The 24,946-nt window shown below is 49.0% G+C and carries 24 protein-coding genes; 6 read left to right on the top strand and 18 right to left on the bottom strand.

Annotation, left to right across the window (positions count from 1 at the left end):
- Positions 1-6 precede the first annotated feature (6 nt).
- Genes cydX through ACXAGR_RS04555 form a run of 3 tightly spaced genes read right to left on the bottom strand, consistent with a single transcriptional unit; the run spans position 7 to position 2,836 of the window.
- Positions 7-120, bottom strand: a complete 114-nt coding sequence (cydX, locus tag ACXAGR_RS04545) for a cytochrome bd-I oxidase subunit CydX (protein WP_119502908.1) — start codon at positions 118-120, stop codon at positions 7-9.
- A gap of 8 nt (positions 121-128) precedes the next feature.
- Complete coding sequence (gene cydB, locus ACXAGR_RS04550; RefSeq protein WP_474848372.1) at positions 129-1,265, bottom strand: cytochrome d ubiquinol oxidase subunit II; 1,137 nt, start codon at positions 1,263-1,265, stop codon at positions 129-131.
- Positions 1,262-2,836 carry a cytochrome ubiquinol oxidase subunit I gene (locus tag ACXAGR_RS04555; protein ID WP_349590170.1) on the bottom strand — a complete coding sequence of 525 codons (1,575 nt, stop codon included), beginning with the start codon at positions 2,834-2,836 and terminating at the stop codon, positions 1,262-1,264. Before ACXAGR_RS04555 ends, cydB begins: the two co-directional genes overlap by 4 nt.
- Before the next feature lie 375 nt (positions 2,837-3,211).
- Between ACXAGR_RS04555 and ACXAGR_RS04560 the strand changes: the two genes are divergently transcribed.
- A complete protein-coding gene (locus ACXAGR_RS04560; protein ID WP_474848817.1) occupies positions 3,212-4,492 on the top strand; it encodes a sigma-54 interaction domain-containing protein in 1,281 nt (426 codons plus the stop codon).
- On the opposite strand, the gene ACXAGR_RS04565 is transcribed toward ACXAGR_RS04560, so the two are convergent.
- The 9 genes from ACXAGR_RS04565 to ACXAGR_RS04605 all read right to left on the bottom strand — a co-directional run bounded on the left by ACXAGR_RS04565 (position 4,489) and on the right by ACXAGR_RS04605 (position 14,576).
- Positions 4,489-5,262, bottom strand: a complete 774-nt coding sequence (locus ACXAGR_RS04565) for a TSUP family transporter (protein ID WP_474848374.1) — start codon at positions 5,260-5,262, stop codon at positions 4,489-4,491. The genes ACXAGR_RS04560 and ACXAGR_RS04565 overlap by 4 nt on opposite strands.
- 34 nt (positions 5,263-5,296) lie before the next feature.
- Positions 5,297-6,376, bottom strand: coding sequence for a DUF2955 domain-containing protein (locus ACXAGR_RS04570; protein ID WP_474848376.1), 1,080 nt, complete (start codon positions 6,374-6,376; stop codon positions 5,297-5,299).
- Position 6,377: 1 nt separating this feature from the next.
- Entirely contained in the window at positions 6,378-7,445 is a 1,068-nt protein-coding gene (locus tag ACXAGR_RS04575; RefSeq protein WP_474848378.1) for an HlyD family secretion protein, read from the bottom strand.
- On the bottom strand, positions 7,442-7,882 hold the full coding sequence (locus tag ACXAGR_RS04580; protein ID WP_474848380.1) for a MarR family transcriptional regulator: 441 nt from the start codon (positions 7,880-7,882) through the stop codon (positions 7,442-7,444). Before ACXAGR_RS04580 ends, ACXAGR_RS04575 begins: the two co-directional genes overlap by 4 nt.
- Positions 7,883-8,062: 180 nt before the next feature.
- The gene (locus ACXAGR_RS04585; protein ID WP_474841750.1) at positions 8,063-8,290 is read right to left on the bottom strand and encodes a YgaP family membrane protein; all 228 of its coding nucleotides are present in this window, start codon (positions 8,288-8,290) and stop codon (positions 8,063-8,065) included.
- Positions 8,291-8,292: 2 nt separating this feature from the next.
- Positions 8,293-9,630 (bottom strand): hypothetical protein, encoded by a 1,338-nt coding sequence (locus ACXAGR_RS04590; RefSeq protein WP_474848382.1) that lies wholly within the window; start codon positions 9,628-9,630, stop codon positions 8,293-8,295.
- 1 nt (position 9,631) lies between these two features.
- On the bottom strand, positions 9,632-10,450 hold the full coding sequence (locus tag ACXAGR_RS04595; RefSeq protein ID WP_474848384.1) for an outer membrane lipoprotein-sorting protein: 819 nt from the start codon (positions 10,448-10,450) through the stop codon (positions 9,632-9,634).
- Positions 10,451-10,465: 15 nt separating this feature from the next.
- Entirely contained in the window at positions 10,466-13,000 is a 2,535-nt protein-coding gene (locus tag ACXAGR_RS04600; RefSeq protein ID WP_474848386.1) for an efflux RND transporter permease subunit, read from the bottom strand.
- A 259-nt stretch (positions 13,001-13,259) separates the two neighbouring features.
- Positions 13,260-14,576: a methyl-accepting chemotaxis protein gene (locus ACXAGR_RS04605; protein WP_474841758.1), complete on the bottom strand. Its 1,317-nt coding sequence runs from the start codon at positions 14,574-14,576 to the stop codon at positions 13,260-13,262.
- 219 nt (positions 14,577-14,795) lie between these two features.
- Here ACXAGR_RS04605 and ACXAGR_RS04610 point away from each other — a divergent pair, with 219 nt between their 5' ends.
- On the top strand, positions 14,796-15,899 hold the full coding sequence (locus tag ACXAGR_RS04610) for a Gfo/Idh/MocA family protein (protein ID WP_474841761.1): 1,104 nt from the start codon (positions 14,796-14,798) through the stop codon (positions 15,897-15,899).
- Here ACXAGR_RS04610 and ACXAGR_RS04615 read toward each other — a convergent pair.
- Positions 15,896-16,159: a Rho termination factor N-terminal domain-containing protein gene (locus tag ACXAGR_RS04615; RefSeq protein WP_474841763.1), complete on the bottom strand. Its 264-nt coding sequence runs from the start codon at positions 16,157-16,159 to the stop codon at positions 15,896-15,898. The genes ACXAGR_RS04610 and ACXAGR_RS04615 overlap by 4 nt on opposite strands.
- Positions 16,160-16,370: 211 nt before the next feature.
- On the opposite strand from ACXAGR_RS04615, the gene ACXAGR_RS04620 reads away from it, so the two are divergent.
- Positions 16,371-17,102 (top strand): MauE/DoxX family redox-associated membrane protein, encoded by a 732-nt coding sequence (locus ACXAGR_RS04620; RefSeq protein WP_474848388.1) that lies wholly within the window; start codon positions 16,371-16,373, stop codon positions 17,100-17,102.
- Here the strand turns inward: ACXAGR_RS04620 and ACXAGR_RS04625 are convergent.
- Positions 17,094-18,221: a hypothetical protein gene (locus ACXAGR_RS04625; RefSeq protein ID WP_474848390.1), complete on the bottom strand. Its 1,128-nt coding sequence runs from the start codon at positions 18,219-18,221 to the stop codon at positions 17,094-17,096. The two genes, ACXAGR_RS04620 and ACXAGR_RS04625, sit on opposite strands and share 9 nt — an antisense overlap.
- Before the next feature lie 301 nt (positions 18,222-18,522).
- On the opposite strand from ACXAGR_RS04625, the gene ACXAGR_RS04630 reads away from it, so the two are divergent.
- Both ACXAGR_RS04630 and ACXAGR_RS04635 read left to right on the top strand, forming a co-directional pair.
- Positions 18,523-19,083 carry a BON domain-containing protein gene (locus tag ACXAGR_RS04630; protein WP_303572199.1) on the top strand — a complete coding sequence of 187 codons (561 nt, stop codon included), beginning with the start codon at positions 18,523-18,525 and terminating at the stop codon, positions 19,081-19,083.
- A gap of 341 nt (positions 19,084-19,424) precedes the next feature.
- Positions 19,425-20,210: a siderophore-interacting protein gene (locus ACXAGR_RS04635; RefSeq protein ID WP_474848392.1), complete on the top strand. Its 786-nt coding sequence runs from the start codon at positions 19,425-19,427 to the stop codon at positions 20,208-20,210.
- Between the two features lie 12 nt (positions 20,211-20,222).
- Here ACXAGR_RS04635 and ACXAGR_RS04640 read toward each other — a convergent pair whose 3' ends face one another.
- From ACXAGR_RS04640 to ACXAGR_RS04655, 4 genes are all read right to left on the bottom strand, one after another.
- On the bottom strand, positions 20,223-20,651 hold the full coding sequence (locus ACXAGR_RS04640; protein WP_119502924.1) for a hypothetical protein: 429 nt from the start codon (positions 20,649-20,651) through the stop codon (positions 20,223-20,225).
- A 107-nt stretch (positions 20,652-20,758) separates the two neighbouring features.
- Positions 20,759-21,208 carry a hypothetical protein gene (locus ACXAGR_RS04645; RefSeq protein ID WP_474848394.1) on the bottom strand — a complete coding sequence of 150 codons (450 nt, stop codon included), beginning with the start codon at positions 21,206-21,208 and terminating at the stop codon, positions 20,759-20,761.
- An 89-nt stretch (positions 21,209-21,297) separates the two neighbouring features.
- Positions 21,298-21,858, bottom strand: coding sequence for a CBS domain-containing protein (locus ACXAGR_RS04650; protein ID WP_119502926.1), 561 nt, complete (start codon positions 21,856-21,858; stop codon positions 21,298-21,300).
- Positions 21,859-21,915: 57 nt separating this feature from the next.
- Positions 21,916-22,215: a hypothetical protein gene (locus ACXAGR_RS04655; RefSeq protein WP_474841775.1), complete on the bottom strand. Its 300-nt coding sequence runs from the start codon at positions 22,213-22,215 to the stop codon at positions 21,916-21,918.
- A gap of 260 nt (positions 22,216-22,475) precedes the next feature.
- On the opposite strand from ACXAGR_RS04655, the gene ACXAGR_RS04660 reads away from it, so the two are divergent.
- On the top strand, positions 22,476-24,869 hold the full coding sequence (locus ACXAGR_RS04660; protein WP_474848396.1) for a TonB-dependent receptor: 2,394 nt from the start codon (positions 22,476-22,478) through the stop codon (positions 24,867-24,869).
- The last annotated feature ends 77 nt before the right edge of the window (positions 24,870-24,946 follow it).

Below are 24,946 nucleotides of genomic sequence, written 5' to 3' on the forward strand. Positions count from 1 at the left end.
TATCCCTTATTCTTCAGTATCAGGGCGGTCCATGTTCTCGGTAGACTCCAGCCACATGGCGTTGATAATGCCAAATGAACAAGCCAGTAAAATGCCAAGGATCCAGGTGAAATACCACATAATGCCTCCTAGTAAATCGCGTGAGATTTATCTAAATCAGATTGTTTAACTCTTCCACGCATCACGTAGAACCCGTAGATGGTGTAAGACAGTACAATGGGTACAAATACACAGGCTACGAAGAACATCACACGTAATGTCATTTCACTGGATGTAGCATCCCACATTGTCAGACTTGCATCCGGCATTGTGCTGCTTGGCATCAGGAACGGGAACATTGAGAACCCCGCCGTTAAAATAACGCCGGCTATCATGGCAGAACTGGACACAAATGCCCATCCCGCACGCCCTGCTTTTGAAAAGGCCGCGCAAGCCAGGCCACCAGCAATACCCAGTACAGGTGCAATGATCATCCAGGGGTAAGTACCATAGTTGTTCATCCACGCGCCGGTTTCAGTGACAACGGTTTTGTGCAACGGATTTGAGACGGCATAAGTGTCTGCCACAGAGCTCATCACGTAGCCGTCGATACCGAAGGCTACAAACACCCCGGCCAGAATAAATAACGCCACAGTCACCAAAGACAGGATCACTGAGGTAGCACGGGCACGCACTTCAACAAAACCGTCTGTTTTCATTTGCAACCAGGTGGCACCGTGATTAAGCAGTAATGCAACGGATACCAGACCGGTCAGGATGGCAAAGGGATTCAATAACCCGAAGAAAGAGCCGGTATAGGTAGATTTCAACGTATTATCAAATTCATAAGGAACACCCTGCAGCAGGTTTCCGAATGCAACACCAAAGATAAGTGCCGGAACAAATCCGCCGGCAAACAACGCCCAGTCCCAACGCTGACGCCATTTCGCACCGGGCAGTTTACTGCGGTAATCGAAGCCGATGGGGCGCATCCATAACGCAGCAAGCGTAAGAAATAACGCGATGTAAAAGCCGGAGAACGCAGTAGCGTAAATCATTGGCCAGGCAGCAAAAATAGCGCCGCCGGCCGTAATGAACCACACCTGGTTGCCGTCCCAGTGCGGGCCGATGGTATTAATCATCACCCGGCGCTCTTCGTCGGTACGCCCGATAATCGTCAGCAGCGAACCTACACCTAAATCAAAGCCGTCGGTAATGGCAAAGCCAATCAGTAACACGCCGACAAGGACCCACCAGATCACCCGCAACACTTCATAATCGATCATGCGTTTGCTCCTTTTTCAGTTAAACCAATTACGCTTGCTTCATCCTGTTCATCGCCGGGAGGAACCGGTCCTTTTTTGGCGAATTTCTTCATCAGGTAGAAGCTGATAATGAACATCACGGTGTAGAACAAGGTGTAGCCCACCATGGTGAATACCACATCGCCCACACTCAGATTGGAAACAGACACGTGGACCGGCAGTACTTCTGCAATAGACCATGGCTGACGACCAAACTCGGCGACGAACCAGCCTGCTTCACAGGCAATCCAGGGCAGAGGTAAACCGTAGAGGGCTGATTTCAGTAACCAGCGGGGCTGAGTAATGCGGTGTTTAGTGCTGTACCAGAACGCTGCCGCGAAAAGAGCCAGCATTAAAAAACCTGCCAGTACCATTAAGCGGAAGGAATAAAACAGCGGTGCAACAGGCGGAATACTGTAATCCACGGCACGCTCAAGCGCTTCAGGTGTAGGCCGCGTAATATCCTGCGTAAAGGGTTGCAGCAGCATGGCATAACCGAGGTTTTCTTTATTTGCGTCAAACAGGGCCTGCTCAGCCGGCGTAGCTGAACCGTCACGCACTGCATCCATGTGCTTGTATGCCTGCACACCGGACAAAATGCGAACACGGTGCTGCTCTTTCAAATCTTTAATGCCGGTAACTTCTTCATCAAAGCTTCGGGTGGCGATGATGCCCATGGCGTAAGGGATTTGAATGGCGTAGTCCATACGCTCTTCTTCGTCATTGGGAATACCAAAGATGGTGAATGGCGCAGGCGCAGGATGGGTTTCGTACTCCGCTTCAACGGCGGCAAGTTTCACTTTCTGCACGTCACCGATTTCGTATCCACTTTCATCGCCCAGAATAATCACTGACAACACAGACGCCAGACCAAAGCTTGCAGCGATGGCAAAAGAGCGGCGGGCAAACGCAACATGCTTGTGTTTCAGTAAGTAATAACTGGAGATAGCCAGCACGAACATTGCGCCTGTTGTATAGCCTGCAGAAACAGTGTGTACAAACTTCACTTGTGCCACCGGATTAAAAATAACGTCAGCGAAGCTGGTCATTTCCATCCGCATAGATTCAACATTGAAGTCAGCGCCCACAGGGTTTTGCATCCAGCCGTTGGCGATAAGGATCCAAAGCGCCGAAAAGTTAGAACCGATAGCCACCAGCCAGGTAGCCATAAGGTGCTTCACTTTTGACATGCGGTCCCAGCCAAAGAAGAACAGTCCGACGAAAGTTGATTCAAGGAAAAACGCCATCAGGCCTTCAATAGCCAGCGGCGCGCCAAAAATGTCACCCACGTAATGTGAATAATAAGACCAGTTCATACCGAACTGGAACTCCATGGTGAGGCCGGTAGCCACACCAATCGCAAAGTTTATCCCGAACAACTTACCCCAGAATTTGGTCATCTGTTTGTAGATTTCCTTGCCGGTCATCACGTAAACCGATTCCATGATGGCAAGCAGGAAAGTCATACCTAAGGTAAGGGGTACAAAGATAAAGTGGAACATAGCAGTCAATGCAAACTGCCAGCGCGATAACTCCAGTAATGTATCGCTCATTAGGAACATCTCCCGATTAATTAGTAATTTGGCGAAATGTCGACGATGTAGCCGAATTTAATATCACTGGCAGAGCAGAAGTCGTGCCACAGAGTAACGTTGGCAATCACAGAAGCGTGAGATAAATCAAAAACCGCAATTATTGTGCGCAGAAAGCGTGAATAACGAACACAACAGGGATGTTTGAGCCACCGGACGACTTCGGATACATCGCAAATTTCATAGCCGCTACCTTACACCCTTCGAACAGGCCGCTATTTGATCCAACGCAAGCTTTCTCACCGGAAAAACAAAGTCATTTTTGACAAATCTTGTGACATAATTGTCATTACTCACTGAGGGGGCATAAACGTGAACATTTCTATTATTCAGTCGATGATCAATGCGATTGATAAGCCGGCGATTTTTATCACGCCGGATTATGTGGTGCATGCGGTTAACCAGCTCTACCGCGACACTTATGAAGAGCACATCATCACCGGTAAAAGTACCTGCTTCAGCGTGTCTCACAACAATGCTGTTCCCTGTGATCAAGCCGGAGAAGACTGCCCCCTTGCTGAATGCAAAAGTACACAAAGACCAAGCTCAGTGGTACACAATCACAAAACCCGCACAGGCGATTCTCATTGCCAGATCACAATGAAGCCGGTGGAGGACGAAGATGGCATGGTGCTTGGCTACCTGGAGGTGCTGGAGCAAATCACCTTCGCTTCTCCCCGTGCCGGTAATGCGAAACTCATTGGCAGTGCACCGTCTTTCAGGAATATGCTGCATCAAATCAGCCGCGCAGCACCGGCAGACATTGCCGTGTTATTGCAGGGAGAAACAGGCACAGGGAAAGAACTTGTCGCTCACGCTATTCACGAAAGCAGCCCGCGGAAAGACAAACCGTTTGTAGTCATTGAATGCACCGGACTGACTGAGTCATTATTTGAATCAGAGCTGTTCGGCCACGAGAAAGGGGCATTTACCGGCGCATCATCGTCGAAAAAAGGGCTCATTGACGTGGCCAGTGGCGGTACGGTGTTTTTTGACGAAATTGGCGATGTGCCAATGAGTATGCAGATCAAGCTGCTGCGATTGCTGGAGTCAGGAACTTACCGTCCTGTCGGCAGCCTGAAGCTGAAGCATTCTGATTTCAGGCTGGTCTGCGCCACGCACAAAAACCTTAAACAGCTGGTTGAGAAAGGCGAATTCAGACAAGATCTCTATTACCGGATTGCCGGCTTTCCCATCGCCCTGCCTTCTCTGCGCCAGCGCAGGGAAGACATTCCTGCGCTATGCGGGCAATTCCTTACGCAAGCCGGGCACACGAAGAAGGCCTTTAACAAAGATGCCCTGTCCGTACTCAGCCGTTATGCATTTCCCGGCAATATCAGAGAATTGCGCAACGTCACCGAACAAGCGGCTCTGTTATCGGTTGATGAGCACATCACGCCGGCGGACTTACCTTCACATCTGACCGTACCGGAAAGCAAACAGGAGTCCGGCCCGCTCAGATTAAAAACACTGGAAGAAGCAGAGGAAGCGTACATGTCTGAAATCATCTCTGCCTTCGACGGTACGCCGGAAGCGCTGGCAGACGTGCTTGGCATAAGCACCAGAACACTTTACAGAAAACTCCGGCGATACGGCCTGACGCTCAGCAGGCGTTAGAGCGACATCACTGCCTGCCAGATTAGGCGCAGGGCCAGTATGGTAACGATAACTTTAAACAGTAGGGCAAAGCGCGCGTCAGACACTTTTTTCAGCACTTTCAACCCCAGCCAGGTGCCGGTAAAGCCGCTGACTACCATAGCAACTACCAGTGGCAACCACTGAAAAAAAGCAAATCCGGCAAAGCTGAAAACAAAGGCTTTAAGCAGATGCTGAAATGTCATACAGGTAGCAAACGTACTGGTGAGGGTCATCTTGTTGTCGGTATTCCGGTGCACAAACCCGGCGACCAGCGGCCCTGTCGCGCCCACAAACATAGTCGCAACCGTCGTCAGCGCACCGGCAATGCAACGGCCGGTTTTGCTCAGCTCCCTTTTCGCCGGTTTTGGTCCCCACACTAAAAACAAGATAAAACCCGCTACAGTAAACTGAATGGTGATTAGCGGTAGTTGCACCACAATGAAAGACGCAGCAACAGCCCCGGCCAGCGCACCACCGCTGAACCACTTCACCATGGCCCAGTCGATGTGCGAACGGGTCAGCCATGAACGGCTCCCGTTAGAACCTAACTGAACAAGTCCGTGCACTGGGATCAACGCGGCGACCGGCACAACCGTTGCCATGGTCGCCAGCAGCATGACACCGCCCCCGACACCGAATGAGGCAGTTATCATTGACGTAAGGCCTGCAAGAATAATCAGTCCCAGCGCCACAGCAGCGGATACTGCCCCGCCTCCGGTAAATAAATCTGTAAAGCTTGCTACTTCCAAGGTTGCTGCTTTCCTTCAATCAATTATCACTACATCATACATTTCGCGTAATCGCGAAGCGATTTAAAAAACCATCCAGCAGCCACGCCAGGCTCATAAGAAGTGACAGTGCGATAACGACAGAGGAAAAGCGGTACATACTGCTGTACAGCATGTCTGAATTGGGCTGAAGATACTGCCCGAACAAAATGCCGATGGTGGTTAAGGCACCAAAGCCCATACCTGAACCGGTGCGTTCAATCAGATGCAGCCGTGCCGTGAGCATAACGGTGATAAACATCGCAATCACAACCAGGGGAAGATAGCGGATCAGATCGTACATCAATAATTGCACAGTAATACCCAGCGCACACCCTAAGGCTACGCCTTTCGCCCGCTTCATGGAGTTTTCCAGCGAGCCGCGGAAGGTCATGGGAAAGAGCACGAGTACCGTTGCTACCTGCGCAGACAGGGAATCTTTCAAATCGAAAATTTGAAAGACAACGAATGACAGCGTCGCCAGAATCGCCCCCATCAGCGTGCGGTGATTAATCTGTGCAAACGTCACGTTATGCAGTGGTGGCGGTGCGATAGGATCAGTCTCAGGAATCAGCCAGTAAAGCACCGCTGCAGAAATAACGGATATCAGCGTGGCGAGGAATGCCGCCATTGTCATATCGGTTAGTGATGCATCCGGATAGCTTGAAAAATGGAGCAACACTGAGAGAGTGACTATCCCGGAGGCCCAGAGCAAAAAGTGCGAACCTTTTGCCATCAACCTGAAATGAACAAAAAATACCGCAAACACACCCATTATCATTAAAGCCGGATGATGTTTGAAAAACACATTCAGCAGATAGATTTCCACCACATTCACCGCCACACCTACCATAAACTGCCAGGCAATCAGGCGGTCGAACTTAGGCAACATGCCCAGCAATAACATGGGATAGACAGCAAAAAATACGCCGTACGGCCAGTTCATGTATTTACTGATGAGAAACCCGGCGCAGCTGCCAAGGGCTATGCGCAACACCCGACGCTGATCCTGCGGAGAATAATCCCCGGCCGAATTAATAAAGCGATGGTCACGCTGCTTTTTCAGTATAAAACCGGACAACTTACTGATACCCATCTTAGTAAATATAGTGCAACAGACTGACAACCTTCATCTGCGTTGCGCCTATCCAGTTAAAGATGCCGTCATCATGACGTTGCAGCAACACCGTCGCCCGTGCGCCGCTCACCATATCGGCGGGCAGAGCCTGGTCGGTTAATGCAACATACACACGGACACGCTGGGCATCACGTACCCAACGGTCGGATACGTCCGGTTCGGCCAGCTTCCCGTCCGGCAAAAGTTGTCCTGTAGCCACACCCAAATCTTTACTGACAACCGAAGCGTGAAACACTTCCCCGGGAAGGGCATCAAATACCACCAAAGCATCTGCGCTATTGCCAATTTTACTCAGGCTCTTTTCGCGAAAATCGGCAACGACACGTTCTTCACCAGTAACCACCAGCGAGAGCAAAGATTGATTTGCCTGAGCCTGGATGCCAGGCGAAAGTTGCAGATTCGAAATGACACCGTCTTCAGGTGCTACGACAGTTGTTCGCGCCAGATCCAGTTCAGCCTGTTTAAGTGTATTTGTAGCAATACGAAGGCGCAGGTTATCTTCTCCTTCATCACCAAGCTCAACCTGTAACGCTTTTTTACGCTCCTGTGCAGCCTGCAGTCTTGCCCCGGCGGCTTCAACTTCAGCCATTTTTTGATCAACCAGTTGGGTACTGACCAGATTTTTAGCAGCTAATGAGGCTAAACGCTTATGTTCACGTTTGTCTTCAGCAAGGGTAACTTGTGATTCGATAATACTTGCCTGAGCTTCGGCCAGCTGGGCGTGCAAATTGTCGTTAGTCTGCTGCGCTTCCCGCAATGCCAGGCGGGCTTTTTCCACCGCCAGTTCGTAGTCAGTACCGTCAATTTTAAACAGCACGTCCCCTTTACGGACCGGCTGATTGTTTCGCACAGCAACGCTGATCACTTCACCCGACACTCTGGGTGCCACAGTCACAACAGGACGCTGCACCATGGAATGAGGTGTCATGGGAATATTGAAATCGGCAATAAAAATGTAAGCACAAATGGCAATGAACAGCACTAATGCGCCGCGCATCCATCGGTTAAATTGTGCATCTGCGGTCATGAATTCTCCGGAGTAGAAATATGGTTTGCGTTATCGATGACTTTACTCAGCAGAACGTAAAAGACTGACCGTTCTTCATCAGACAGGCCACGCAGCATCTGCTGGCGGCCCTCAAATGCTCTGGCCTCAACGGCCTGCATGAGTTCTCTGCCCTTTTCGGTAAACCAGAGGGTTTTTCGTCTGGCGTCATCGGGACAAGGCTTTCTGAGTATGAGCCCGGCCTCTTCTAACAAATTCAGCGTGCGTAGCAACGAAGGCTGTTCAATGCCTATATCACCGGCCAGTTCCCTCTGGCTGCATCCTTCACCGGTGCGGTCGAGATGTAGCATGGCGATCCAGCGGGACTGAGTCAGGCCAAGATCCGCCATGTAGTGGTCTACGGCGTGCCGCCAGGCAAACGCCGCACGACTCAGTAACCATCCGATATTGTTTTCCATCTGCACTGCACATCCAATTAGTTAGCATGCTAATCATTTAAGCATATAGTTAGCATGCTAATCAATATCACGATGGATAATTTTCGTCAGACAGGGGGTTAACAGAGACAGGAGGGCGGATAACTCAAAAAACACCATGCAAAGGCATGGTGCTTTAAAGGTGCGGGAAACCTGGGCCGGCTACTTACTATGACCGGCAGCAAAAGCCAGCTCTTTCTCCGTTTTGAAACCAAAGAATTTCCTTAACACAATGGTTGCAGGGCAAAAGCCGGTAAAGCTCTGCTGAAACAGGTTTGCACCGATAAAAGCCGTAAACCACACAAAGTAACTGCTGACGAAGTACGTGAGTGCAACACTTAATAACACCATAAAGCCTGCGAAAGCCGTAAGAGCACGTTCTGCTGACACAATTATTCTCCGAAGTAGTAGCGAAATGAAGCATAGACGTTAGAGGCATCTCTGAACTGACTGTAAAACGTGTGTAGTTCGTCACCATAAAACAGGTTCAGCCCGCCGCTCAGTTGCCAGGTATCCACCAGTGACCAGGTTGCTTTCAGACGCAGATAGCCATCCCCGTCAGTGGGTGAATAGAAGTTGAAAGCCTGCAACGATAAGGTTTGCCGCCAGGCCTGATAGCGCAATTGGGTAGTGAACACATGACGCCTTTGTGACGGTTCATATTGTGGCCACATCGAATTGGTCATCAGTGCTTCATAATCATGAGTCAGCTCTGTATACCACTGAACACCCCCTGTCAGATTTGCTATCAGCTCCTGCTCATACCCCACCAGAAAGCGGCTTTGATCATTGGGCAAACGGGGATCATTACCCGATGTATCTTCACCATCGTGAAAAGCGTATTCCAGTTTACCCAGCCCAGGTCCGACGGCACGTACTACACTGAACCCTGTCACTGACAGTTCGCTGTAACGGGGCATGCCATCCACATCAGCAGCTTGCGGCAATTTACTGAAACCTTTGTAACCGTATACCGCAAGTTCAGTACCGGCAAGGGTCCGGTAGAGGCGCAGTGCATATTCCGGTTTATCAGGTGTATTTTCATTACTGACCGACAGTCTGTCTGATGTGTTTCCACCCGTCTGCGGATTAAAGTAAGAAAAAATATCACCGTCGATGCCATTGTCAGGTTCAAACTCAGGCGTTATCACCACATCCACATTCAAAACATTGAAGTAACCACTCACTTTCATGGACAGCGAGGGATACTTCAAATAGTCATCGTCCCGCCCGGCAAAGAAGGACTGATAATCTTTCGGGAACAAATCATTGAGAAACAAATAGTCGCCGGTTCCCCAGGTAAGGATCTGCTGACCAGCTTTTACGTCGACAGATTTGCCGGCTTCTCCCAAAAATCCTAAGTTACCCTGCCAGTACAATTCCCTGATTTGAGACTGCCAGCTATCTTCCGCACCGTTGTACAACGCATCGCCGCGAAAGCTGATTTTTGATTCAGAAAACGTGTACGCCCCCTGCAACTGCATTCTCACATCAGCCAGCGTTGTATTGTCCGGATGGTAAGGATCGCTCTGCAACCGGGTACCGCCGGCAACATCGAGAAAGCCGGACCAGTTGAATGGCGATACCGTTTCATCCCAATCCCCCATGTCTTCCCACAGATCATCCTGACCGCTTTGCTCATCCGCGAACTGCCGGGCGTAACCCGTCGTGGTTAACCCGGACATCAGACACAGTGCCAGTGCCAGTGCTACGGTAGCTTGCCTGTTCATACTATTTCAGCCACTGAACAGGTGGTGTACGAAGGCTCCGTTCGCTGAAAATATCATCATCCAGCCCCAGGTCATAACTCACATTTCTGAATTCCATCAGGGTGTAACCGCCTGACGCCAGATCCGTTACCTTAGAGCGGGTGACGGTGGGCTTACCCTGTATTGTCTCCACAGACACAGCTTCAACGCGGCGATAATTTTCATCGTTTTCACGATAAAAGTTAATCAACACCGGTAACGTAGTTTGTTTATCAATTTCAACGACGTAATAGCTGAATTCCACAGAATCAGGTGTTTTCGGACTTGCCTTTAAGATATAACGCTCAGTGGTTTCGCTTTGCAGCGTGAAGTGATCTTCACTGACTGCCCGTCCGGATACATCTTCATAGAAGAAATGGGAACCAGTGAAAGAGGTTCGCTTGTCTCCGGCGGAAATCCGCTTGACCAGATCCAGTGCCGGCAGATATAACCACCGGTCATCTTCCTGCTGCAGGCTGGCATGTTTCTCAACACGAAAAACCGTGTCTTTCACATCTGCCGGGCGACTGAAAAACACCATCATTTTCTGATCGCCATTGTCGGCAACATCTTTTCGTAAAATAGTGAACTGACGCATTTGCTTCCGTCCCTGCCCGTCCACAATCATCATTCTGGCGTCTGACCGTCCGTCATCTCCCGCATAATAGGCTGCTTTTTCCGATGCCGTTATTAAGGCGGTGACATCCACAGACTCAGCGGTGGCAAAAGCAGCCGGCAAGGTGAACATAAGAGCGAACGATAACACCCTGACTTTTTTAAAATACTGTTGAGCAATAAACATAAAATCTCTCCGTTATCAGGGGAACACAAAACGACGCAGCAGGCTCATGGCGGAAGGCAGCACCAGTAAAGTGACCAGTGCTGAAATTGCCATAATAGCCGCCAGGAAAATACCTACTGTGATGTAGGGCACGAGTGGTGCAAACAGAAGCGGTGTAAATCCAAGTGCAATTACCAGCGCGTTGCGAGTGATCGCGCTGGCGGGTTCGCCAAACATTGCCTGCAAAGTGATATCAACGTTCCCGGTTTCTTTATAAATTGCGCGGGCACGTTCCAGAAAGTGAATAGCGAAATCAACAGACAAACCAAGTGTCAGCGCTGATAAAACGGCGATTGGCATATCATAGTCTTTACCAATAAAACCAATCATGCCGTAAATCAATGAAATGGTGATGGTAAGCGGCAGCATGGCAAGCATGCCAAATACCAGAGAGCGGAACAACACCACCATCATAATGAACACCATGACAAACGCACCGGTCAGACTTTCTGTCATGCCTTTTACCATATTGTCCTGCCAGACCACATTCAGATAAGCTTTGCCTGCCCAGTGGTATTCAATACCCTCAGGTAACGGGTTGTCTGCAAACCAGGCTGCAACTTTCTCTTTTACTGCAGTCATTGCCTGGTTATCACCACTGGTGAGTTGCAACCAGAGCAGGGATTGTCTGAAATCAGGGGTCACAAAATGCCAGAGATCACCGGGCCGGTGTGACGACTGATATTGCAACAATGTTTGCGCCACAGCCTGTTCAGATTCAGGCAGAGTGTAGTCTGTGTCTTCACCGCTTCTCAGTTCACGGTTAACCACTTTCACCACATCAGCGAGTGAATTTGATTTACCGGTCAAACCGGTTTGACTCAGGTACCCTTGCAGTTCACTGATTTGATTTAATAAGTCAGGAGACTGAAACGTCTTGCTGGCAGACAGAGCCAGTTCAGTTTTACTCATTGCCCCCTCAAGCCATTCAATGGCCTCATCGTCTTCTGCGGCAAACAACGCATCATCAATAGCAAAGACCAGCGCTTCAAGAGCAGCGGCGCTATCAGAAGAAGCGAGCTTTTTCAGCGTGTCTTCGCGCCAGGTGCTCAATGACACCGGTACAGGAGTACTCAGCAGGGATTCGGCGTCCGGTACCGGACGGTTATCTGTCAATACCAGGTAAGCATTGTAGGTACCGGCAAACTGTTCGTTCAGTACGCGATCTGCCACACGAATTTCATGATTTTCTTTAAACCAGCGTACCGGATTATCGTTAATCTGAATGTTTGTCATGCCCCAAACAGAAAAAACGAACAAGACACCAAATAAGAAAATCCAACCACGACGCCATGCCATAGCCGCCCTGCCGATATTTGCAGCAAACCGGGCGACTCCGGACTGAGACTGACCATCACCGTGCAGGGCCTGCTGAAGCCTGGCTAAGGATGATTCACTCATCCGTGACACGTAAGCCGGCATAAAAATAAGTGTCAGCAGAAACGCCAGCAGGATACCGCTTCCCACAAACGCGCCAAAAATCTGCACGGGCGGGATTGGTGTTAACATCAGCGAGAAGAAGCCGGCAGATGAGGTGATGGAGGTATATAGCATCGGGGTAAACAAATGGGACACAACCCGGCTAATGACATCGCCTGCATCCTCGCCGGGCTTATAGCGGTCAGAAAACTCCGACAAAATATGAACAGAATCCACCACAGCAATGGGCATGAGAAAAATAGCAATCATTGACGACATGATATGAACAGTAAATCCCATACCAATCATCACGCCCATGGTCACAATGACCGTGACCATAGCAACAATCATTGGCGCAATGATTAGTGGCAAGTTGCGGAAGAAAAGGAAAAGCAGGAAGAAGATTGTGGCGCCGGCCAGCGGCGCAGAAATCCCCATCTGCACAAACATTTCGACACCGAACTGGTCCTCAGCAACAGGTAAGCCGGTGATATACCATGACTGCTCCGACCCCGTTTTATCAATTTCAGTACGGATAGCCGTTGCGATGCGGTAGCTTTCATTTTTATCTGCGATGGGTACGTAAATCGCCGCAGCCTTGCCAGTTTCAGCCACCAGCGTGTCGTAAAGTAACGGCAACCTTTCGATATGCTCTTTAATTCGCTCAGCACCGGCTGTATCTTCAGGTGCCTTATCCATCAACCATTCAAACCGGATTGTTCCGGGGCCGGCCTGAGTGATGTTATCCACGGTGGATAAGGACATAAGATCCGCATTAATGACCCCGTCAATAGCCAGTATTGCGCCGGTAACCTGTTTAATTTCTGCCAGTGTTTTCGGTGTGTAAATACTCTCTTCATTTTGCGGTACTACGCCCACCACAATGGCATCATGCATCGCGAAATCTTGCTTTACCTGATTGTGAAAAGCTCTTTGAGGATGACTGGCAGGCAGCATGTTTTCAGGATCGGTATCGACCTGAAGGTACGGGATCATGGCAGCAGCCGCTAATGTGATCAGCCCGACAAGCGCATAAACCCACAGAGCATGATTGACAGAAAAATTAAGAAAACGTGCTGACAGCTTTTTCACAGGATCACCAAAACAAACATAATAATTTCATTATATAAATATTTTCTTATATTACAACTATTGCTTGCGCCGGAAAGTGGTCACTCAGATATGGAAGCTGGCCGGAGGGCCCACCGGACGTCCGGAACAGGTCGGAATATAATTGGACAAGACAGGAGAATGAGGCAGCGGGATTACAACGCTGCCGGTAATACAGGGACAAAAAAAAGCAGCCGGCTAATGTGCGGGCTGCGCTCTTAGTAAAGCAAACAGAGTGAGGTTATTTTGTCAGGTGATTGGCAAACTGACCGACGGCATCCACAACGGCACGGGCACCTTCCTGGATTTCATCAATGACCGCACCGGCCTCTTCTGCGAAAGCCAGTCCTGTTTGTGCACGTTCATCACCTTTATTCACCAGTTCTACGGCATCTGCAGCCAGTGTCTGGTTGTGTTTCACTACGTTCACAATTTCTTCCGTGGCTTCAGACGTACGGGAAGCCAACTGACGCACTTCATCAGCAACAACGGCGAAGCCACGTCCCTGATCACCCGCACGGGCCGCCTCAATAGCAGCGTTCAGTGCCAGCAGATTAGTTTGATCCGCAATAGCACTGATACTGCTGATAATAGTTGCGATTTGCTGGGACTGAGAGTCCAGTGCGTGGATCCCCTCTTTCGCCTTGTCCATTTGCTCTGACAGCGTGGACATTTCTTCCAGCACTTTATTGATTACGTCTTTACCTTTGCGGGCAACAGCATCGGTATTGTTAGAGGTGTGATAGGCGATATCAGCGGCATTCGCTACCGCTTGTTCCTGCTGAACCTGAGCTGTTATTTCTGTGGCAAACTTCACCACTTTATACAAACGGCCGTGGGTATCGTGAATCGGGTTATACGTTGCTTCCAGCCACAATGTATTGCCGTGAGCATCTACACGATGAAAACGTCCGGCCACGAACTCACCGCGGGCCAGCTTAGCCCAGAATTGTTTGTAACCTTCTGAATTCGCTTCTTCATCAGTACAAAACATGCGGTGATGCTTACCTTTAATGTCTTTAAGGCCGTATTTCACCGCCCCGAGGAAAGCGGCATTCGCCTCTAAGATGTGACCGGTTAAGTCAAATTCGATTACCGCCGTGGATTTATGTAATGCCTCGACTAAGTCTTCATGCTCTTTTGACATGGTAATCGTTCTGGTGAGATCGTTCAGGTTAACGGAGAAGTGATGCACTCTGCCGTTATTATCTAAAATGGGCTGCATCACGCCGCGAAGCCAGGCTTCCTCACCATTTTTTCGGGTATACTCAATGGCCCCGCTGTAATGATGATTACTTTCCATCGCCTGATGCAGTTTCTTGTAATAATCTGTGCCTTTCGCAATAGACGGAACAAAATCGAGAAAATGTTTACCTTCCACTTCTGACCCGCGGTAGCCTAACTCTTCTTCGAACAGGCGGTTCACTTTTTCAATGCGACCCGCGTGATCCAGTCTCACGAAAATCATCTCATCACGAAGACTTTCACGAACCTGTTTAAGCATGTTCAGTTCTTCCCGAAGCGCTTCGTTTTCTTTGACGAGGTGACGATTAAACATAAAATTTATTTCCAGTCGTTAATGAGTTTATGACTGCCGCACGTGTCTTTAATCCCGTGATTAGCAGTAAATATAAATTTACGTGATCTTTATCGGCAGAGTGGTCTAATTTCTTGATTTATAAAATTAACCATTTTTATATGTCAGTTTCAGGACATTGAAAAAGCACTTAATAATAGCTAGGCTAAAAACGGGCAAAAATCAAACAACAGGGCAATCATGTCTACACTCCACCGTCGCCAGTTCGTCAAGCTCGCCAGTTCCGGTTTGCTCATCGCATCAGCAGTGCCGGTTTCCTCTGCGCTTGCTTTACCCCGCCCTTCGAAAGACAAAGTGGGTGTTGCCCTGCTGGGATTGGGTAACTACAGCACCCGTCTGCTTGCCCCGGCGCTGCAGGCCACCCGCCACTGTGAACTACGGGGTATTATTACCGGCAGTCCGGAGAAGATACCAGAGTGGCAGTCAAAGTATGGTATCCCTGATAAGAATACGTATACCTACGGGACAATGAATGACATTGCCAATAACGATGACATCGACGTGATTTATGTGGTCACCCCCACGGGTACGCATAAAGATTTCTCCGTTATGGCTGCCAACACCGGCAAGCATGTGTGGTGTGAAAAGCCTTTTGCTATGGATGAGGCCGAATGTCAGGCTGTGATTGATGCCTGCAGCCGCAACAAAGTGATGCTTTCTATCGGGTATCGCATGCAGCATGAACCGAATACCCGTCATTTTGCGGAGTATCATTTACGACAGCCGTTTGGTGCTTTCACCGGTTTTGAAAGTTATGCGGGCTACGCAGGTTCCGGCCGTGAAGCAAGCAACTGGCGAATGCAGAAAGCTATGGGTGGTGGTGCGCTATACGATATGGGGGTGTATGCCATTAATGGCACCCGATTCATCAGCGGCAAAGAACCTGTAGCGGTGAGCGGGTATCACGAAAAGTCTCATCCTGACATATTCAAAGAAGTGGACGAAACCACCATTTTCACCATGGAATTTGCCGATGGTACCCAAGCTGACTGTGGTGCCAGTGTTGTGCGGGGCTTCAATTATTTCAAAGCAAACTGCAAGGAGGGCTGGTATCAGCTCAAACCTATGCAAAGTTACTCAGGCGTAACGGGTACGGCCAGTAATGGTGAAACCTTACCTCCGATAAGTGCCATGCAACAAACACTGCAAATGGACAATGATGCCAGGGCAATTCTGGGCACCGGCCCCGCATTGGTTACGGCCGGGGATGCATTGCGTGATGTGAAGATCATCAACGCCATATTTGAGTCCGCTGAGACAGGAGAGCAAGTGCTTCTGGACTAATGTTTGCGCAGAGCGTCTATAAGTTCTGCTTTATTCATCCGGGAGCGGCCACTGATTCCAATTTTTTTAGCCTGCCCGTACAGGTCTTTCTTCGTCCGGTCTTCATATTTTTTGCTTGTGCCACCTTTCTCAGACGGATGCAGGCTGTCATTGGCCTGTGCATTAGAAATTCTTGCAGCCTTTTCTTTGCTGAAGCCTTTATCCCTAAGCGCTTCGTACTGTTCGTCGTCTTTAATCTGGCTACCGTGATTTTTTGTCATCAATTTATCCTCAACATATAAGTTTCCGGCACACATACCTCATTTGCATACATCACTCGTTGATACCCGAAGACTTGCTCACTGGTTTAATCCCGGACTGACAAGACCTGTCACGCATCTTTACGGATCAAAATACGGTGATGCTGCGTAGCAGTACTGAATCCCGACCGGATCGCCTTTTGAAAACTGCTCATTGAACAAGGGAGGATACATGGCAAAAGTTGCACAGCTCTATCGCATGGTTACAGACAAGCATATTTGTCCTTTCGGCCTGCGCTCAAAAGATTTACTTGAGCGGGAAGGGTTTCATATTGAAGACCACAAACTGACCTCGCGGGAAGAAACCGATAAATTTAAGCAGAAGCATGATGTAAAAACCACGCCGCAAACCTTCATCGATGGTCAGCGTATTGGCGGCTATGATGATTTGCAGGCATACTTCGGCAAAGGCGACACGCCGCAATCCGGTACAACCTACACACCGGTTCTGGTGATTTTTGCTGTTGCATTATTACTGGCTTTCGCCGTACAGAGCCTGCTGATGACACACTTTTTCAGTGTTCGTACACTTATGCTGTTTATTGCCTTTTCCATGACCTTACTGGCAGTACAGAAGTTACGGGACCTCTTCAGCTTTACTAACTCGTTTATCACCTATGATTTACTGGCGATGAAGCACTTACGCTACGCCTACCTCTACCCCTTTCTGGAAGCTTTCGCCGGCATAGGCATGATTGCGATGTTGCCAGTGTGGCTGATTGCCCCCATTTCACTTTTCATAGGGTCGGTAGGCGCGGTTTCAGTTTATAAAGCCGTTTACGTGGACAAGCGTGAATTGAAATGCGCTTGTGTTGGCGGTGACAGCAACGTGCCCTTAGGCTTTGTATCCTTGTCTGAAAATCTGTTCATGATTTTCGGCGCACTGTTGATGATTTTACTCTGAAGCAGAAGGCGGGCCTGACTCTGTGCGACAAGGTTGATAGGAGGGGTCAGCAGATTTATCAGCGGCCTCTTTTATCAGGGCTGAAATAGCGTCTTCTTCACTGGATTGCTGCAATGCATTAAGCCAGGTATAAAACAGTGCATGGTCATGCATCATCAAATCCAGAGCATCCGCAAGACGCGGATTCTCCGGTGTTGCATCAGCTTCCATTTCTTCTCTGACAGCATCAACCATCGCCATGTTGCCCTGCTTCGTATAAATATCGAGCTCTATATCATGACCAATTAATTTTTCTAACTCTAGTGGCGCTCTTGACACCATATCTTTTGCAGCCGCAATGCATGCACTGGCAACAGCTGGCTCGTCAGCCCTGCTCCCGCACCATGTTTTGAGCAGATTATATTTGTACGTACCGGCGGCCCATTTACCCATCGCATAAATCACTGCACCTTCAAGAGATGCCACCTGCTCAGCTATCACGGAATCCAGCGCCAGGGAGACGAACCGTGCATAATGATTAGAATAGCTTTTGGCCTGCACCATATTTTCAAGGGATGCCAGTACAGCCTCATGATCATTCTGCTTTATATGAAATAACACAAGGTTCAGCCAGGTTTCACCATCATCACGGCCATCCTCTTGTGCCTGACGCACAAGCGTACGGTTACATACTGAGTGGGAACCGTTCATACTGCAAAGTCGCAATGTTTCCCGAAGTGCATCTGTATTACGGGGATATTCAGACAAAAATGATTGCCAGGCATTCATCGCAGCCTCACCCTCAGAGCTGGTCATCATGAGTGCAGTCAGGCGTGATTGCTCACTCTCTGAACTGAGGTTTTCTGCATAAAAGGCTTCTATTTTCTTTTCAATCAGCGTGTAGTCGTCGGGACTCAACCGCGTACAGGAAGGAAAACTATCAAATACAGGCTCCGGCTTTTCAGTGCTTTCATCTTGTTCTGCTGTGACCGGAGGTTGCGGCTCTTCTGCAGGCGTGTTTATCACTATTGTTTGTGGAAGCCGGGCCGTGTTATTAGCCGGTTTATCAGGTTTTAAAAAGAAGACAACACCGGCAAGGATGACTAAAGCAAGTGTCAGTATTATTCCGTATTTTTTCACCAACCGGTTCCGTGGCAGCAAACTGTTTAACACAGCTTACTGAATGACAGGAAAGGGATAAAGTAATAACTTGTTTCCCCCTCTAACCATAGTCAGTTATCTAAGTTTGTGTATGAAAATATAGACACACTGGCAGGTAAAATTTTCCCACACGGATTCTCCTCCTTTTTATCACACCGGATTAAACACCATAAAAAAACCTTAAAAACCAGTGCAATAACATCATATTTAGTACAAAAGTATAATCTGGCACGCCACTGGCATTATTGTTTGCAACAGACAACGAACAGGAGAACAGAGTATGAAAAGGATAATTCCCGCTTTGACAATGACAGTCATGACTGTGTTCTCAACGTCACTTCTTGCTGAAGGGATTTCAGCCTCGCCAACGCAATCTGCGACGGATGATGCAATTGCAGGCAAGGTAGAAGCGGCACTCTTGTTTAGTGGTCAATTCGATACGATGGATATTCGCACGGATGTGAGCAAGGGACAGGTTATTTTAACCGGCAAAGTTAACAGTGAAGTTAACAGGGAACTCGCACAGGAAGTTGCGGCGTCACTGGATGGCGTAGTATCAGTTGAAAACAAGTTGGATGTTGTAAAGCCTGCATTACTGGAGGGTGACCTTGTCACCTTGCTCCATGGAGTCAGGGATGCGCAAATGGTGTCGTTGATACGCACACAACTTTTGCTGGAATCCGGACTGTCAGGCGACGACATTGATGTCCATGCTTTACGAGGGATTGTAACCCTTACCGGCAAGGTTGAATCGCTCACAGAGCGCGATTTGATCATAGCCATTGCAAAGAACACTGATGACGTTGTTGACGTTAAAAGTGAACTGTCTGTTGACAGTTAACCTCCCCTCCAGGCCTTTCCCGGCCTAACCAAAACCTCTGATTTTCTCCCGCCATTTGGCGGGAGCTTTTTTTGGTATCGGGAATACTACGCAGATATAGTTTTTCATGTCGAATAAAGCAGCAGTCAGTCCTATATTTAAAATCACAAAACAACAGAGTGCTTTCATTGTTTTGTTTCCATGTGTATTCCTAAATGTCTTTTGCCGGAACCTTTGTGTTCCGGCTTTTTTTTCATTCTATTTTATCGGTTATACAGATACCCACCATTCGTAACAATGCGTTGTCTTTAAGAATTGTTCTCATTTAAAATGGTGGTGAATTAATAGAAGAGAAAATAAGTATGGAAAAAAGACAGCCAAGACAACCCGCCTGTCTCACAGTAAAAGACAACATTGCAATTACTCCTCACATGCGCCGTATCACCGTGACCGGCGATGCCCTGAAAGCTTATCCCGATATCGATACAACGGCATACGTTAAGTTACTTTTTGATTTTGATGGTAATCCTTTGTCAGTGCCACCGGCATCTTTACAAGATGCGCAGCTTCGCACGTATACCATCCGTCAATTGGATCGCAGCAACGGCACCATGGATATCGACATGGCGCTGCATGGTGAAGGTGTGGCAAGTGGTCCGGCTTCACACTGGGCCAAAAGCGCAGCACCCGGTGATCAAATTTGTGTGGGCGGGCCGGGCAGTTCCAAAGGTCTGGCAGACAGCTTCGACTGGGTATTGTTCGCCGGCGATATGACATCCCTCCCGGCCATTTCTACCTATCTGGAAAAACTGGGGCCGCAAACACAGGGCTATGCCGTCATCAAGGTTACCACCGCAGATGATATCCAGCCTCTGGAGAAACCTGCCGGCGTAAACGTGATTTGGGTAACCGGTGCTAACAGTCTTGCAGATGAAGTGGCATCACTGAGCTGGCTTCCGGGTACACCGGCAGCATGGGTAGCCTGTGAGTTCTCAGATATGCGGGCGCTGCGCCAGTTGCTGGCAAAAGAAAGGCGTATCCCCCACGACCAGCTGTATATCAGCAGTTACTGGCGTGAAGGCCGGTCTGAAGACCAGCATAAGGTGGATAAGCGTAAAGATATGGAAGAATACGAAGCCGGCGCCTAGCCAACCTCCAGGCTAACGATGATACTGTTCTTCCTCTGTATCGTTAGCCGCATGAATATGCCCTTTGATATCCACGAAGGGCATTGCATCTCCTGCACGCATATCCTCAAGATAATCGGTGAGATATAAAATCCCCGCCAGGTTGTGACACACTGTTACCGGTACGGCATTCAAATGAAAGTTGAAGCGGTTCAGCCACTCAGAAATCAGCCGGCTGTCGCCATCTGACAACGCAAAAAGTAAATGGTACAGGCGTATTAAAGCGACCTGAACTTCACACTCCTGCGACGTTTCCTCAAACCCCACATACAAACTCTGATCCAGAGCCACTTCTGAAATACCCAGTAAATTCGCGGCTTCCAGACGTGTCATGCCCATAGATTCATAAGCCATTACATAGGCTTTCATCACTACTGCCGGTGACGTTCCCATTGCATGCATACCCGACACTCCTCATTTTTCACTGATATTAAACAGTGACTTGCGAGAAACGTTCCAGTTTTTGAATTTTTACTGTAAAGGGGGCTTTTAAAAGAAAATAGAGAGGATTACAGCACAGAAGCGGGAAGATGAGCACAGAATACCTGTTCTGATTGCGCAGACGTTGAAAAGCCCGCGTCTTCGAGCCAGTCCTTTGCTTCAGAATACGTTGTGAAAAAATCGTACTCAACGTCAAGGCTGTCATACATTCTGGTGAGCTGCATGCGCGCGGTAACGCTCACTGAGGATTCAGCTGTTACGATAGCCACTTTTTTCAAACCTAAGGGCACAACCGCAGCTATCCGCACACCAAGCACACGCTCAGCATCGGGAATAAGCAGGCTTTCGCCACGCAGTATCACAATATCAGACCATGTGTCTGCTTTTAACAGCTGACGTTCAATCCGGTAAGCTTCACCAAATGCCACCACGCATTCAGCATTCCAGGGCCCGTATGCCTGAGTCAGCATGATATTGCCTGATAATGCTATATCGAACTCACCGTGAACAAACTTCATAATTTTTACTGAGGGTGATGAAAACGGCGGAATTATACCAGAAAACCGGTGGCACAGTAATCTGTGCCAGCCGGTTTATCCGGTCCGTGTCAGGCTGCAATGACGCTGGAAAGCGCCGAGAATGACGGTTGTGCTTGTATATCAAGGGGAAGACGTAACTCTCTGGCAATATCACTCACACTTATAATGCCACGAATCACGTGTTCCTTACGGTCAATCACCAGACAATGCTGCTGGCCGTTGTCTTTCAGTGTTTCGATAATATCTTCCACTGTCGCCTGCTGGATCTGTTCGTAATCGAATGACTGCAAGGCTGACTTTGGCTGCATAAAGTCCGCCGCGATAAGATCGCTGCGGGACGTGCCCAGGGCAACTTTCTGCATGATACGCTGCTCGGTAAGGTCAGCCAGTGTCACGATACCCGCGAACTGGTCGTTCTTATCCAGCACAATTTTCATTTTCACATGGGACTGTTTCATCAGATGCTCCAGTTCCGTCGCTTTAGCATCGTAATCGATTACCAGCGGAACGTGCTCTTTGAAATCAGTAAAAACAGCACTCGCAGGCGATTGCAGGGTCAATCGGTTTTGCGCTGCTGGCCAGGCGAGTTTATCGACATTTTCGGTTTTGAATAAGGGTAATACGTGCATGATAATTTCCTTTGTTTATTTGATCATGGATGGCCCGCAATAGCGGGAACATAAACATCAGGAAAATACCGGTGGCCCTCTGATACTGTAGGCCTGAATGAGGCCCCGCAAAGGGATCAACCGGATATCTGCATATTCGCTGAACGGCTGTATGACGATGGCGTTACGAACAGCACTTAAAATACCGTTACCACTGTCTGATTCGGCATCGGCGACGGTATTCTTAGTAACTTCAGGCACCTGCCCGTCACTGGCTGACATGACTGCGGCTGATTTTGCGCCCATAGCAACATCACTGCTATCACCCAAAACGGGTAGCAGAGTAAGCAACCATAGTGCAACAGCCCAGAAACGCATCGTGTTCTCCATTGATGTGAGTCAAAAAATTACCGGCCCACACTATAAACATACGATGATTTTCAAAAATTCAAACTACACTTCAGCGCAATAATCGGATACTCATCGCGTTTCGGCAAAACATAACGCCGGTGAATAACCCTGATTTTTAGTCGGGTATTCGCTACCAAAGTACCATTCCGGTTACCACTATAAGTTAATTTTCTGTAAACAGCGTCTACTCTAACCTGTGAGAAAGCACAAAAAACCGGATGCTCACCATGACTGAAAAAACATTTAGAAGAAGCTTTATCGCACTGACCGTAAGCTCAGTTTTGCCACTGACAGCACACGCAGCGGTACACTGGGACGAGCAGGAATTAATTGAGGTAACAGGGCAGACCCCGTTATCTGCTTACAACGACGATAACTCACAGGTGAATGCCACCCTGGGGTCAAAAGATATTAATCTTGGCAACGGTGGGTCACTGGCAAGGTTACTGGACAGCGAATTGCTTTCAGTGTCGATTAATGATGTGACGAACAACCCTTTTCAGCCCGATGTGCAATACCGTGGTTTTACCGCTTCGCCTTTACTGGGACTACCTCAGGGTCTGTCGGTGTATCTGAATGGTACCCGCTTTAACGAGCCTTTTGGTGATACGGTAAACTGGGATCTGGTCCCCATGACTGCGCTGGACAGCGTGAGTATTGTGAGCGGTGCTAATCCGCTGTTCGGCCAGAACACACTGGGGGGCGCATTGTCCCTGCGAAGTAAAACCGGCTTCAGCTTTACAGACAACAAACTCACCGTACAGGGCGGTAATTTCGGCCAGAAAGGCGCTACCGTTGAAAGTGGCGGCAATAATGGTGAGTGGGGCTATTACGTCAATGCCAGTTTTTATGAAGAAGATGGCTGGCGGGATTTCTCCCCCAGCGAAGTAAAGCAATTATTTGGTACGCTGAGCCGTCAGACCAAAGACAGCCGTACACAATTAACATTGTCTCTTGCCGACAACGATCTGATTGGTAACGGGGCGATCCCGGTAGACCTCATTCCTTTTGAGGGCCGCGACGCCATTTACACCCGCCCTGACCAGACAATGACTAACCTGACCTTTGTCAGTCTGAATCACGAATGGGACCTCAGCGATTCCGTTGAGCTTGCCGTTAACGTTTATTACCGTGAAAACGAAATTGAAACCTACAACGGTGATGACAGTGATTATGAAGAGTGTGAAACCGAATTCGGCGAGACGCTCTGCGAGGAAGGTGACGAAGACGACGATGATGATGACGAGGCAGAAGAGGCCGCCGTCGATGACGATGACGATGACGACGATGAAGAAGGTGATACGCCGGTCCAGTTCGTTGGCTATCTGCCGGAAGTGCCTCTGGAAGACATCAGCGATATAGACCCTGATGAACTGGACGGCACAGCCAATACATCTCTCACTCAAAATCGCAGTTACGGTGCCAGTTTTGAGCTGAGTGGCACCAAAGCCGGCGATAACATTCACAACTGGGTATTTGGTGGTGGTTTAGACAGAGCAAACATTGATTTTAACAGCCGCACTGAGTTTGCCATTCTGGCCAACGACACCGCTGAAGATACCCGTGGCGTAACAGGTATCGGTGTTTATGATGCCGGTTCTGAGGTTTTCCTGAGAACTGATGTCACCCACTATCATTTGCTGTTAAGCGATACCATTACCCTGACTGATGAATGGCAAGTGTGGGTTTCTGGCCGCTTCAACCGCTCTGAAATAAAGATGATGGATCAAATTGAAACCGGCGAAGGCTCACTGAACGGCGACCATACGTTTAACCGGTTTAATCCTTCCGTTGGCGTGCAGTACCACCGGGATGCCCTCACACTAACAGCCAGCTACAGTCAGTCATCACGTACGCCAAGCCCGGCAGAACTGTCCTGCGCGGACGAAGACGATCCCTGTAAACTGCCTAACGGCTTTGTGGCCGATCCACCACTGGAACAGGTTGTCACAGATACTCTGGAGCTGCGCCTGGCATGGGCTGAAGATAACCTGGAACTGGCCGGTGCGGTTTACCACAGCGACTCTGAAGACGATATTATTTTCCAGCAAGCCGGTGACCGCCCTTCCGTGGGTTACTTTGTGAATGTGGACAATACCCGTCGTCAGGGTGCCGAAGTTGCAGGCCGCTATCACTTTGACACGCTTTCTCTGGGCGCCAGCGCGAGCTACCTGAAAGCCACTTTCGAGTCTGAGTTTACTTCTTTCAGTCCGCAAAACCCGCTGGGCGGCAATCGTCAGGTACAGGCCGGTGACCGTATCCCGGGCCAGCCAGCTTTCCAGACAGGATTTGATGCAGACTGGCAGGCAATGGAAAACCTTACCCTGAGTGCTACCGTTAACTACACCGGCGGACAATACTTCCGCGGCGATGAAGCTAACGAAAACCGTAAGCTGGGCGGATACACGCTGGTTGATGTATCAGCTTCCTGGCAGTTGTCAGAGGCGCTGGAACTGGGCCTCCGCGTAGACAACGTGTTCGATAAAGAGTTTGAAACCTTCGGGACCTATGGCGAAGCCGATGAAGTGCTTGAAGGCATTTATGACGATGTGGAATCCACAGAATTCGTTGGCGTCGGACAGCCCCGTACGTTCTCAGCTTTCGCCAGTTGGGTGTTCTGACCTCACCTGTCACTAAGCAATACACAGACAGCCCCGGTAAATTTGTTTTACCGGGGCTTTTCACTCCTGAAGACAAC

It is taken from the genome of Alteromonas sp. ABH4_457 (assembly GCF_056160625.1).

Excerpts from the sequence above, each read along its gene's own strand:
- ACXAGR_RS04640 (WP_119502924.1), bottom strand. The coding sequence starts at position 20,651 with ATGCATGCAATGGGAACGTCACCGGCAGTAGTGATGAAAGCCTATGTA.
- ACXAGR_RS04590 (WP_474848382.1), bottom strand. The coding sequence starts at position 9,630 with ATGAACAGGCAAGCTACCGTAGCACTGGCACTGGCACTGTGTCTGATG.
- ACXAGR_RS04605 (WP_474841758.1), bottom strand. The coding sequence starts at position 14,576 with ATGTTTAATCGTCACCTCGTCAAAGAAAACGAAGCGCTTCGGGAAGAA.
- ACXAGR_RS04560 (WP_474848817.1), top strand. The coding sequence starts at position 3,212 with ATGATCAATGCGATTGATAAGCCGGCGATTTTTATCACGCCGGATTAT.
- ACXAGR_RS04575 (WP_474848378.1), bottom strand. The coding sequence starts at position 7,445 with ATGACCGCAGATGCACAATTTAACCGATGGATGCGCGGCGCATTAGTG.
- ACXAGR_RS04655 (WP_474841775.1), bottom strand. The coding sequence starts at position 22,215 with ATGCGTTTCTGGGCTGTTGCACTATGGTTGCTTACTCTGCTACCCGTT.
- ACXAGR_RS04635 (WP_474848392.1), top strand. The coding sequence starts at position 19,425 with ATGGAAAAAAGACAGCCAAGACAACCCGCCTGTCTCACAGTAAAAGAC.
- ACXAGR_RS04615 (WP_474841763.1), bottom strand. The coding sequence starts at position 16,159 with ATGACAAAAAATCACGGTAGCCAGATTAAAGACGACGAACAGTACGAA.
- ACXAGR_RS04610 (WP_474841761.1), top strand. The coding sequence starts at position 14,796 with ATGTCTACACTCCACCGTCGCCAGTTCGTCAAGCTCGCCAGTTCCGGT.
- ACXAGR_RS04555 (WP_349590170.1), bottom strand. The coding sequence starts at position 2,836 with ATGAGCGATACATTACTGGAGTTATCGCGCTGGCAGTTTGCATTGACT.
- ACXAGR_RS04570 (WP_474848376.1), bottom strand. The coding sequence starts at position 6,376 with ATGGGTATCAGTAAGTTGTCCGGTTTTATACTGAAAAAGCAGCGTGAC.
- cydX (WP_119502908.1), bottom strand. The coding sequence starts at position 120 with ATGTGGTATTTCACCTGGATCCTTGGCATTTTACTGGCTTGTTCATTT.
- ACXAGR_RS04595 (WP_474848384.1), bottom strand. The coding sequence starts at position 10,450 with ATGTTTATTGCTCAACAGTATTTTAAAAAAGTCAGGGTGTTATCGTTC.
- ACXAGR_RS04650 (WP_119502926.1), bottom strand. The coding sequence starts at position 21,858 with ATGCACGTATTACCCTTATTCAAAACCGAAAATGTCGATAAACTCGCC.
- ACXAGR_RS04620 (WP_474848388.1), top strand. The coding sequence starts at position 16,371 with ATGGCAAAAGTTGCACAGCTCTATCGCATGGTTACAGACAAGCATATT.
- cydB (WP_474848372.1), bottom strand. The coding sequence starts at position 1,265 with ATGATCGATTATGAAGTGTTGCGGGTGATCTGGTGGGTCCTTGTCGGC.
- ACXAGR_RS04630 (WP_303572199.1), top strand. The coding sequence starts at position 18,523 with ATGAAAAGGATAATTCCCGCTTTGACAATGACAGTCATGACTGTGTTC.
- ACXAGR_RS04645 (WP_474848394.1), bottom strand. The coding sequence starts at position 21,208 with ATGAAGTTTGTTCACGGTGAGTTCGATATAGCATTATCAGGCAATATC.
- ACXAGR_RS04660 (WP_474848396.1), top strand. The coding sequence starts at position 22,476 with ATGACTGAAAAAACATTTAGAAGAAGCTTTATCGCACTGACCGTAAGC.
- ACXAGR_RS04580 (WP_474848380.1), bottom strand. The coding sequence starts at position 7,882 with ATGGAAAACAATATCGGATGGTTACTGAGTCGTGCGGCGTTTGCCTGG.